The following is a 9,372-nucleotide window of genomic DNA, read 5'->3' on the forward strand; positions in this document are numbered from 1 at the left end:
GCGCCTTATTGGCGCCGGTGCCGGAAACTCGCGACGTGCTGCCCTAGGTGGAGTGCGACGCGGTGCTGAGCCGGGTCATCGATCCAGGGGGACGCAGTGGCGAACTCTGCCCGCCGCATGCAGACACCACGGCGGAGGCCACGGCAAGGAGCTCGGAGCGTCGTGGGGGCGAGATTTCCGGCGGCTCAGCCGCCATGTCGTGGGTCTGAATTCTCGGCGGAATGCCGTCGCGTGTTAATCTTCGTCGTCCATCGATCAAACGATCGATGCCTTCCCGGTCTCGTAGCTCAGTGGGAGAGCGTCCGCCTCACACGCGGAAGGTCGCTGGTTCGATACCAGCCGGGACCACTCATAAAACGCCAGTTCAGAGGCCTGATCAGCCCATCGGCAGGCTCAGCCAGGAAAAGTCATCCGGCCAATATCCGGCCAAACGATCCAGGCGATCCGGACGAATGATTACGGAACGTCCTTGCGCGTCTCATCGAGGGCGTCCAGTGCCGATGCGATGTCGTCGAGCTCGTCGTCGTAGAGGTCGGCATAGATGTGCGCGGTCACCGTGATCGAGGCATGACCCAACGTCTTCTGAAGCAGACGCAGGTCCGCGCCGGCCCGTCGGGCCAGCGAGGCGTAGGTGTGCCGCAGGTCGTGCACGCGCAGGCTGGGTCGGCCGATCTCGACGAACGCGCGGCGCCACCCCGTCGCAGTAAGCGAGCGAGATCTGCGATCCCATACCGCCGCCCGGACAGTAACCGGCCTGACGATGACGTAGCGAGGCGGTGGTAGGCGAATCCAGCTCCGTCCTCACCGCCAAGTTGCTCACGATGCGTCCTGTCGGTCAGCACTCCGGGCAAACGCATCGGCGATTCGATTCAGCAGCATGTCTCCCACTTGCGTCTGGAATCCGACGCGAGTGATGGTCAGGACGTCGCGGTGGGGAAACTCCACTCCGGGATCCCGTTCGAGCACTGCCAATCGCATCCGGTTGTGCGGGGCTGAAACGACTGATGCGGGGACTAGCCCCACTGCCGCACCGCTGACGATCAGTTCGACCGCGGTGTGGCAGTCGGGCGTCTCGTGACTGACCCGAGGATGTAAGCCGACCTGTGCCGCCCACCTCATCAACAACTGACGGTCTACGTCCCGCCGAGAGCCCGCGACCCAGTCGGCGTCCACGCAGTCAGCGAGGCGTTTCGGCCCGTTGGCGGCGGAGGTGACCCCCAGCATCGGCTCCCGACCGATCAGGCGGGAATCGGTGTTCTCGCCGGATGGCGGCTGCTCCTCGGGCAGATACCGGTGTGCGATCAGGATGTCGAGCTCTCCGGTGTCGATCAGCGAAACGCCGTCTGCTGGCTCGATCTCGACGGTCTCGATGTACGTGCGGGGCTTCGTGTCGTCCAGCGCTGTCAACGCCTCGGGGAGCAGGAAGCTCATCGCACTGCCGTAGGCGCCCACGCGCAGCACCATCCCCTCTCCGTCGGAGATCCGGCGTGCTACGTCACCGAATACGGCGGCGGCCGCCAACATGTCGTCCGCGGCATCAGCCAATGCCCGCCCCGCTGCGGTCAGCACGACGCGACTGCCCGGCTTGCGGGTGAACAGCAGAGCTCCGCCCAGTCGGTGCTCGAGGGCGGTGATGTGCTGCGATACCGCCGACGGGACGTAGTCGAGCTCCACTGCCGCCCGGGTGATCGAACCCAACCTCGCAACCCCCGCGAAGCTCGCGAGCAGACGGAGGTCGGCAAGTTCACGATTCGTGAAGGATTGCTTCACAAATCTTCATGTTACATGGACAGCACTTTTCGCGCCCCGCTCGTAGGGTTCCGTCCTAAGCCGAGGACGAGCATCAAGGACGGGAAGCACATGAGCGCTGAACCCCGCATCAACAACGAGAAGTCAGATCCCCCCACCGGCGCGGACGCCGGTGCAGGGGGACTGCGCCGAAACTCCATGACTTGGGTCGGTGCTGCCCTGCTTGGCGCCATCATCATGTCGCCGGCGAGTGGCCTCTACTTCAACTTCACCCCGATAGAGGCGACGGCAGGTCCGGTCGTACCGCTGATCTTTCTGATCGCGATCGTGGTGACGCTGCCCACGGCGTTGTCCTACGCCGCACTGTCGCGCTCACTCCCCAGCGCGGGTAGCGCGTACACCTGGGTCCGCCGTGCGATCGGCCCGAACACCGGCGTGTTCGCCGGGTGGATCCTCAACGGCTTCTATCTCCTGTCTCAGATCGTGCTGCCAGGCATCGGGGCGCTGTTCTTCAACGACATCCTCGGTCAGATCGGCATACCCACGGGCTATCTCACCTGGGCGATCGGTGTCCTGGTGATGACGGGGATCGTCGCGGCCATCAACTTCCGGGGCATCGACCTCAGCCTCAAGGGCACGGTCATCTTCATGGTGCTGGAGTCGGTGGTCGTGCTCGCCCTCATGCTAACCATCTTCATCGTGCAGTCCGGCAACGGCTCGTTCACCGGCAGCGACGTCGCCAGCACCTTCACGCCGTCGGCCGCTACGGGCGGCGCGGCCGCGATCTTCTCCGCGCTGGTGTTCGGTATCCAGGCGAATGTGGGCTTCGACGCCGTGTCGACGCTGGCCGAGGAGACGCACACGCCGCGCAAGTACATCCCGATCGCCACCGTCGTCGCCGTGGTGGCGGTCGGCGCGTACTGGGTGGTCACCGCGCTGGGGTTCGTGGCCGCCTTCCCCGTCCAGCAGGTGGTAGAAGTCGTCGCCAACGGAGGCACCCCTGTGTCGGCGATGGCCGACAAATTCTGGGGCGGCGCAGGCCAGTTGCTGATCTCGGTGATCGCGTTCACCTCGATCACCGCCATCTTTCTGGCACAGAACGTCGCCAGCAGCCGGGCGCTGTACGCGATGGGCCGACAGGGCACGGCGCCCAGGTGGCTGGGCCGGCTCAAGCCCGGTGCGCAGGTACCGGGCAACGCGATGACCCTCGGTCTGGTGGTCACCGTGGTGGTCACCCTCCTGCTCGGCGCTGTGCTCGGCACGGCGAGCCAGTACAACTGGTCGGCGACCATGGCGTCGTCACTCGCACTGCTGACCTACCTTGCGGTGAACATCGCGAACATCGTCTACCACTTGCGTTCTCAGCGAGAGCGGTTCCACGTCTTCATGCACGGCATCGTCCCGGTGGTCGGCATCGTGGTGGTCTGCTTCGTGATCTACAAGTCCTACCTTGGGTCACTGTGGGACGCCGGCTGGACCTTCGGCCGCAGTGTGCAGATAGCCGTTGTCATCTGGCTGCTGCTGGGCGCATGCTGGGTGCTCTACGTCCGGCGGGCAACGCCGGAGGTGATGCGGGGCCGGGAGTTCGAAGACGACACCGACCCCGAGATCGCCCGAGGATGAGCGTCTACATCGATCTGAGCATGCCGATCTCCCCGGACATGCCGACCAACCGGCCCGACCACTTCCCACCCGTACTGAATCCCTACTCCCACATCGCATCTGACGGGTGGGCGGGCACGGCGATCACCATCGATTCGCACTGCGGCACCCACGTGGATGCGCCGTTGCACTTCGTTGCCGGGGACATCGGCGTCGACCAGATCCCGATCGACGTTCTGATCGGGGCGGCCCAGAAGGTCAGCGTCGACGCCCCGGTGGTCACCGCTGAGCACCTGTCGACCGCGTCGGGGGAACGCGTCGTCGTGCACACCGGGTGGAGCGACCGGGCCGACACGCCGGAATACATCACGGCGTCCACGCATCTGAATGCGGATGCGGCCCGGCATCTGCTGAGCTGCGGAGTACGGCTGGTCGGCATCGACAGCCCGTCGGTGGACGCTCCCGGATGCGACGACGTTCATCAGATCCTTCTCGGGCACGGCGTGATCATTGTGGAGAACCTGTCGAACACGGCCGCGCTGCCTGATCGGTTCGAGCTGATCGTGAGCCCCCTCCGCATCGTCGACGGTGACGGCAGCCCCGCGCGTGTCGTCGCCGTCGTGCCGGAGCGGCAGGCATGAAGGCTGCCGAGACAAGCACGATCCGCGACGTCACGGTCACCCGTCTCGGCCTGGGCACCGCCCCGCTGGGCGGATTGTTCACGCCGGTGCGCGACGACGATGCCGCCGCGACCGTCGACGCCGCGCGGGACCGCGGGCTGCGACTCTTCGACACTGCGCCGCTCTACGGCTACGGCAATGCCGAACGACGTCTCGGGCGTGCGCTCGCCGGGCGGCCACGGACCGAGTTCGCCGTCGCAACGAAGGTTGGTCGACTGCTGAGGGAACCGTCGGCGGACCGATCGTGGGAACTCGACACGACCCAGGAATTCGAGGGTGAGCCGTTCTACAAGGACACCGGCGCGGCACTGCCGGTGTTCGATTTCTCCTACGACGGCGCCCTGCGCGCTCTCGACGAGAGCCTGACGCGGCTCGACCTCGACCGGGTTGACATCGTCCACGTCCACGACCCCGATGACCACGTGCAACAGGCGATCGGCGGCGCGTACCCGGCATTGATGAAGCTTCGCGACGAAGGCGTCATCGGCGCGGTCGGGCTCGCAATCGACCACTGCGAACCTGCCGTGCAGATAATGCGGGCGGTCGACCTGGACTGCGTGCTGATCGCGGGACGATGGACACTTCTGGACCAGAACGCCGCGAGTGCGTTGCTACCGCTCGCCGACGCTCGCGGAGTGGCGATCATCGCCGGCGGGGTTTTCAACAGCGGGGTACTGGCCGACCCGACCGCACCAAACGCCACGTTCGACTACGTACCGAGCGCCCCGGCGATCACCGCGAAGGCTCAGGAGATGGCGGTGGTGTGCGCACGCTACGACGTGCCGCTGAAGGCCGCGGCGCTGCAGTTCCCGTACCGGCACCCGGCGGTCGCCGCCGTGGTTACCGGAGCGCGGACGCCTGCCGAACTGACCGAGAACGCCACCCTCGTCGACCTGCCGATTCCCGACCAGCTCTGGGCGGACCTCGCAGTGGAATGCGGCGTACCGGCACCGGCGTCATGACAGTTGCATCCCGCCGGTACGGGTACACCGGCCGTCTCCGGCACGTCGATCTGACCTCCGGCTCGGCCACCATCGAGGACCTGCCGGAGCAGGAGTGGCGGCGCTACGTGGGTGGGGGCCTGCTCGGAGTACGCCGCCTGCTGACGGATACGCCAGCGCTCCTCGACGCGTTCGATCCCGCTGCGCAGCTGATGTTCCTGTCCAGCGTGGTCGCAGGACACCCCGCCGTCGGTCTGCCCAAGTTCACCATCGTTGCGAAGTCACCGCTGACCGGTGGGGTGGGTGAGGCTCGCGTGACCGGACGGTTCGGGCTGGCGCTGAAGGCGACCGCGTGCGACGGCGTCGTGCTGCGCGGGCGTGCGCCACAACCGAGCTATCTGCTGATCGACGCCGACGGAGTGCGCGTGTGCCCGGCGAGAGATCTCTGGGGAGCCGAAACCCACCGCGCGACTGACGCACTCAAGCGACGCCATGGCTCTGGAGCAGCGGTCGCGGTGATCGGACCCGCGGGCGAGCGTCTCGTACGATATGCCAGCGTCCTCACCGAGTGGACCCACCCCGCGGCCCGGATGGGGCTTGGCGCGGTGATGGGTTCGAAGAACCTGAAGGCCGTGGTCATCCTTCCCGGCGACCTGCCACCGGTGTACGACCCCGACGATCTCCATGACCTCACCGAGGGGTATCGAAGCCGGATCGCGCAGAATCCATTGACCGCGGCACAGCTGTCACCCACCGGCTTCGGCGGATGGTTCCTGGACGACGGCCTGACGGGATACGCCGCGGTGGGGAACTTCGAAACAAGTGTCCTGCCAACGATTCCGGCCGATGCCGCCGACCAGCTGACACTTGGGTTGACGGCGTCCGGCGGCGAATGCCCCGGCTGCCCGAACGACTGCATCAAGCGCTACGGAAACGAGGTCGATGAACACCTCGGTGGTCTCGACGAGGAGGGGCTCGCGGCACTCGTCCTCGGTTGCGGGATCACCGATATGCCCACTGCACTGAATCTGCACGCCCGCTGTCAGGCGCTGGGCCTCGACCCCGTCTCGTTGTCCGCAGTGTGGGCGTGCCTGCGTGAGCTGGGACGAGACGGCGACGAGGACCTACCCGGCGCCACGGAGAAGATCGCCGCACGCGCCGCCGGATACGAGCAACACGGTGAAGGCGTGCGCCGCCTGGCGGACTCACTCGGCGAACCCGCCGCTGCCATGCATGTGAAGGGCATGGAGTTCTGCCGGTACGACCCGCGGGTATCGGCGGGCCAAGCGCTGGCGTACGCGGTCAGCCCGCTGGGGCCGCGTTACGAAATCGTTGAACACGACATCGATTTCGACCCGGAGGACGGCCCCTCGCACGGACTGGCCCAGATGCGAACCCTCGGCACTTACGACTGGCAGGACATGGCGCGGCTCGACTCGGCACGCGTCGCCCGCACGGCGACCCTACTGGACCTGTGGAGCGGGCTGGATGCGCTCGGAGTCTGCCTGTTCGCCGGACCGCCCATGCGAGAGCTGACCCAACGGCGCGTTGCGCAACTGGTGCACGCCGTGACCGGCTGGCTGACAAGCGATTACGAACTCTTTCTCTGGGGGCGGCGCCGCTGGAACCTGATGCGGCTGTACAACCTGCGCGAGGGCATCGGCAGCGAACTCGACGGGCTGCCCGACCGGTTCTTCGAGCGGCCCGTCGACGCCGGTCGGCACGCCGGGGCGGTGCTGGACCGGGCGGTGTTCTGCAGATCTCTGCAGGAGTACTACGAACTAGCGGGCTGGGACCACCTCGGCACGCCAACACCCACCACGCTGGCCTCCCTCGGTCTCAGCTGGGCAGACTCCCCACCCAACGGCACAACGATCGAAGTGAGCCAGACATCTCCGCGATGAACACCGACCTGCGATACCTACTAGCCTCCGACAACTGGGCCGGTGCACATCCGGAGGTGCTCGACGCGTTGATCGCAGCCAACTCCGGCGATGAGATGAGCTACGGCCGTGACCAGTACACCGCGCGCCTGCAACAGATCATCAAGTCCCAATTCGGCGGGAGCGCCGAGGCGTTCCCAGTGTTCAACGGCACCGGCGCGAATGTCGTGGCACTGCAGTCCATGCAGCCGACGTGGGGCGGCGTGATCTGTGCCCACACCGCGCACATCAACACCGACGAGGGCGGTGCCCCCGAGCGGGTAGCCGGGCTCAAGATGTTGCCGGCGCGCACCGACGACGGGAAGCTCACATGTGCGCACATCTCGGCGTTGGCGCACAACTTCGGCAACGTGCACCACGCGCAGCCCTCAGTCGTATCGATCACACAGAGCACCGAACTCGGGACGCTCTACACCCCGGACCAGATCGCCGAGATCTCCGAGCTGGCACATGGCCACGGAATGGCAGTCCATCTGGATGGTGCTCGACTTGCGAATGCCGCTGCTGCACTGGATCTCCCGCTGCGGGCGTTGACCACCGACGTCGGTGTGGACGTCATCTCGCTCGGCGGCACGAAGAGTGGGCTGATGTTCGGCGAGCTCGTCGTCGTCCTCGATCCGGCGCGTTCGGCAGGCATCGACTACGTCCGCAAGTACACGATGCAGCTCGCCTCCAAGATGCGATTCATCTCCGCCCAGTTCATCGCATTGTTCGAAGATGAGCTCTGGTTGCGCGGGGCCCACCATGCCAACGCTCAAGCAGCGCTGTTACGCAAGCTCGTCGAGGACATCCCCGGCCTCACCATCACCCAGCCGACACAGGCCAACGCCGTCTTCGCGATCCTTCCACCCGGTATCGAAGACGAGGTGCGCCGGGTCGCTGAGTTCCAGACGTGGAACCCCGCCACCGGTGAGGTGCGCTGGATGTGCTCACACGAGACCAGCGATGCCACGGTGCACGGCTTCGCTACGGCGCTCCGTGGGCTGGCAGCCGCGACGATCGATCCACTGGACACCTGACGGCGACGTCATCAGACCGAGGAAAGTATCCGTCGAGCTCGACACGGCGCCCGAACCAGCTCGTGAGTCGTTGACCTTCCTCGCTCCGCCAGGCCTGACCACTGGCGATCAGCGGCATTCATCCACGGCCGCTTGGACGGTAAGCGAGCCCGATTCGCCTAGCCAGCGGTCGTCTCCGATCCCCGACCCATGGCCGGGCGATGACCCGGAAGCCACTGGTTCTGTGACCAATGGAGCCGCTCGGCTGAGGCCGTATGCATACGCATAGGGATGCAAATACATGTGGACGATCGTCGGCGCGGGACGCTTCTGCCGCATCAACAAGCCCAGCTACGATGCGTAGGGTCAGGCGCGGGCGAGTTCGAAGAGCGGAATGACGCGATCGTCTTGCTCTGGCAATCCGCAACTACGCGGTGCCCGGAGCCACGGGCAACCCGTCACCGCGCCGTGTCGGACACCCTCACGGCTCGAGTGCTTCGGCGCCATTCGATGGCAGCACTACTCCCCGCGAATGTTCTCCTTCACAGCCGACGAACATCACCTGGTCGGTGACGTCGAGAGCCTGACCGTGCGGGTGGTCGCAGCCAGCACTGGCCTAGGTACTCGCCCAAGCCCTTGCGCGCACCAGGAATCGACTGCAAAACTCAAAACGGCGGGGCGATCTCTCTGTCGGCCCCAGGGTCTGACCTCACCAATGCCGCCACGCGGCTCGAGACGCCCCGCCCCATAAACCCCTTATTCAGGAGACTCCTAGGGGTTCACTGAGGAGACCGCGGTCTTCGGCATGAGTGAGGGCCGATCCGGCGTCCGTCCTTTCTCGGCAAAGCGACCGGAGCGAGTCCGGGCGTTGGTCCTCTACGGCTCGTACTCGTTCATGGCTGGCGGCTCGTGGGACGACGTCGACCGCCGAGCTGCGGGCAGGCGCGACGAGCGTCGAGCCCGAGCTGGGTAGTGCCTGTCGATGGAACAGGTGGCCGCATCCAACAACTCGGCTGTGCTGCCCGCTTGGCATTGGGCTGACACACCGGCACCGCGATAAAGCCAGGTGATTACACCATTTCTCATGGACGCACCTCGAGCCTTGAGGACGGGCCATCTCATGAGCTGATGTGCCAATGTATTGACAATCTGTCAAGGCATGTCCAGACTTCACCCACTCGATAATCTGGCGCGGGCGGACGCCTCAGTCCCGCGCCCGGAACGGGTGTGGATGCACTAAAGTGGACGCACTAAACGGAGAACGCACATGGCAGTCTCAGCAGCGATCAACCCCTCCGCCGCTACAGGCGAGGCTGTGGCTGTGACTGCGGTGAGCAGCTATTACGCCCCCCCGCTGCGGGCGGCGATTGTGGGCACCGGCGGGATTTCCCGCATTCACGGTTGGCGTTTGCAGGACCTCGGCTCGACCGTCGTCGGCGTCTGCGGACGCGATGTCACA

General features: G+C 65.9%; 8 protein-coding genes and 1 tRNA gene. 7 read left to right on the forward strand and 2 right to left on the reverse strand.

Annotated elements, in window-relative coordinates; all coding sequences use genetic code 11:
* Positions 1-276: 276 nt before the first annotated feature.
* A tRNA-Val gene (locus QOI01_RS15830) sits at positions 277-348 on the forward strand.
* Between the two features lie 108 nt (positions 349-456).
* Here the strand turns inward: QOI01_RS15830 and QOI01_RS15835 are convergent.
* Positions 457-789, reverse strand: coding sequence for a tyrosine-type recombinase/integrase (locus tag QOI01_RS15835; protein ID WP_526382493.1), 333 nt, complete (start codon positions 787-789; stop codon positions 457-459).
* Between the two features lie 27 nt (positions 790-816).
* The gene (locus QOI01_RS15840; RefSeq protein ID WP_526382480.1) at positions 817-1,770 is read right to left on the reverse strand and encodes a LysR substrate-binding domain-containing protein; all 954 of its coding nucleotides are present in this window, start codon (positions 1,768-1,770) and stop codon (positions 817-819) included.
* A gap of 90 nt (positions 1,771-1,860) precedes the next feature.
* On the opposite strand from QOI01_RS15840, the gene QOI01_RS15845 reads away from it, so the two are divergent.
* The 6 genes from QOI01_RS15845 to QOI01_RS15870 all read left to right on the forward strand — a co-directional run.
* Positions 1,861-3,372: an amino acid permease gene (locus QOI01_RS15845; protein WP_526382482.1), complete on the forward strand. Its 1,512-nt coding sequence runs from the start codon at positions 1,861-1,863 to the stop codon at positions 3,370-3,372.
* The gene (locus tag QOI01_RS15850; protein ID WP_526382484.1) at positions 3,369-3,992 is read left to right on the forward strand and encodes a cyclase family protein; all 624 of its coding nucleotides are present in this window, start codon (positions 3,369-3,371) and stop codon (positions 3,990-3,992) included. The genes QOI01_RS15845 and QOI01_RS15850 overlap by 4 nt, the downstream gene beginning before the upstream one ends.
* Entirely contained in the window at positions 3,989-4,993 is a 1,005-nt protein-coding gene (locus QOI01_RS15855) for an aldo/keto reductase (protein WP_526382485.1), read from the forward strand. Before QOI01_RS15850 ends, QOI01_RS15855 begins: the two co-directional genes overlap by 4 nt.
* Positions 4,990-6,876 (forward strand): aldehyde ferredoxin oxidoreductase C-terminal domain-containing protein, encoded by a 1,887-nt coding sequence (locus tag QOI01_RS15860; RefSeq protein WP_526382487.1) that lies wholly within the window; start codon positions 4,990-4,992, stop codon positions 6,874-6,876. Before QOI01_RS15855 ends, QOI01_RS15860 begins: the two co-directional genes overlap by 4 nt.
* Entirely contained in the window at positions 6,873-7,934 is a 1,062-nt protein-coding gene (locus QOI01_RS15865; protein WP_526382489.1) for a threonine aldolase family protein, read from the forward strand. Before QOI01_RS15860 ends, QOI01_RS15865 begins: the two co-directional genes overlap by 4 nt.
* A 1,246-nt stretch (positions 7,935-9,180) precedes the next feature.
* Positions 9,181-9,372, forward strand: a 192-nt coding sequence (locus QOI01_RS15870) for a hypothetical protein (RefSeq protein ID WP_526382491.1), incomplete at its 3' end; no start/stop codon positions are given.

The organism is Mycobacterium sp. (assembly GCF_032162605.1).
In the GTDB taxonomy this organism is placed as follows: Bacteria; Actinomycetota; Actinomycetes; order Mycobacteriales; family Mycobacteriaceae; genus Mycobacterium.

Bases quoted from the DNA above. Each gene is read 5' to 3' on its own strand.
- QOI01_RS15865 (WP_526382489.1), top strand. From the start codon at position 6,873: ATGAACACCGACCTGCGATACCTACTAGCCTCCGACAACTGGGCCGGT.
- QOI01_RS15855 (WP_526382485.1), top strand. From the start codon at position 3,989: ATGAAGGCTGCCGAGACAAGCACGATCCGCGACGTCACGGTCACCCGT.
- QOI01_RS15845 (WP_526382482.1), top strand. From the start codon at position 1,861: ATGAGCGCTGAACCCCGCATCAACAACGAGAAGTCAGATCCCCCCACC.
- QOI01_RS15850 (WP_526382484.1), top strand. From the start codon at position 3,369: ATGAGCGTCTACATCGATCTGAGCATGCCGATCTCCCCGGACATGCCG.
- QOI01_RS15860 (WP_526382487.1), top strand. From the start codon at position 4,990: ATGACAGTTGCATCCCGCCGGTACGGGTACACCGGCCGTCTCCGGCAC.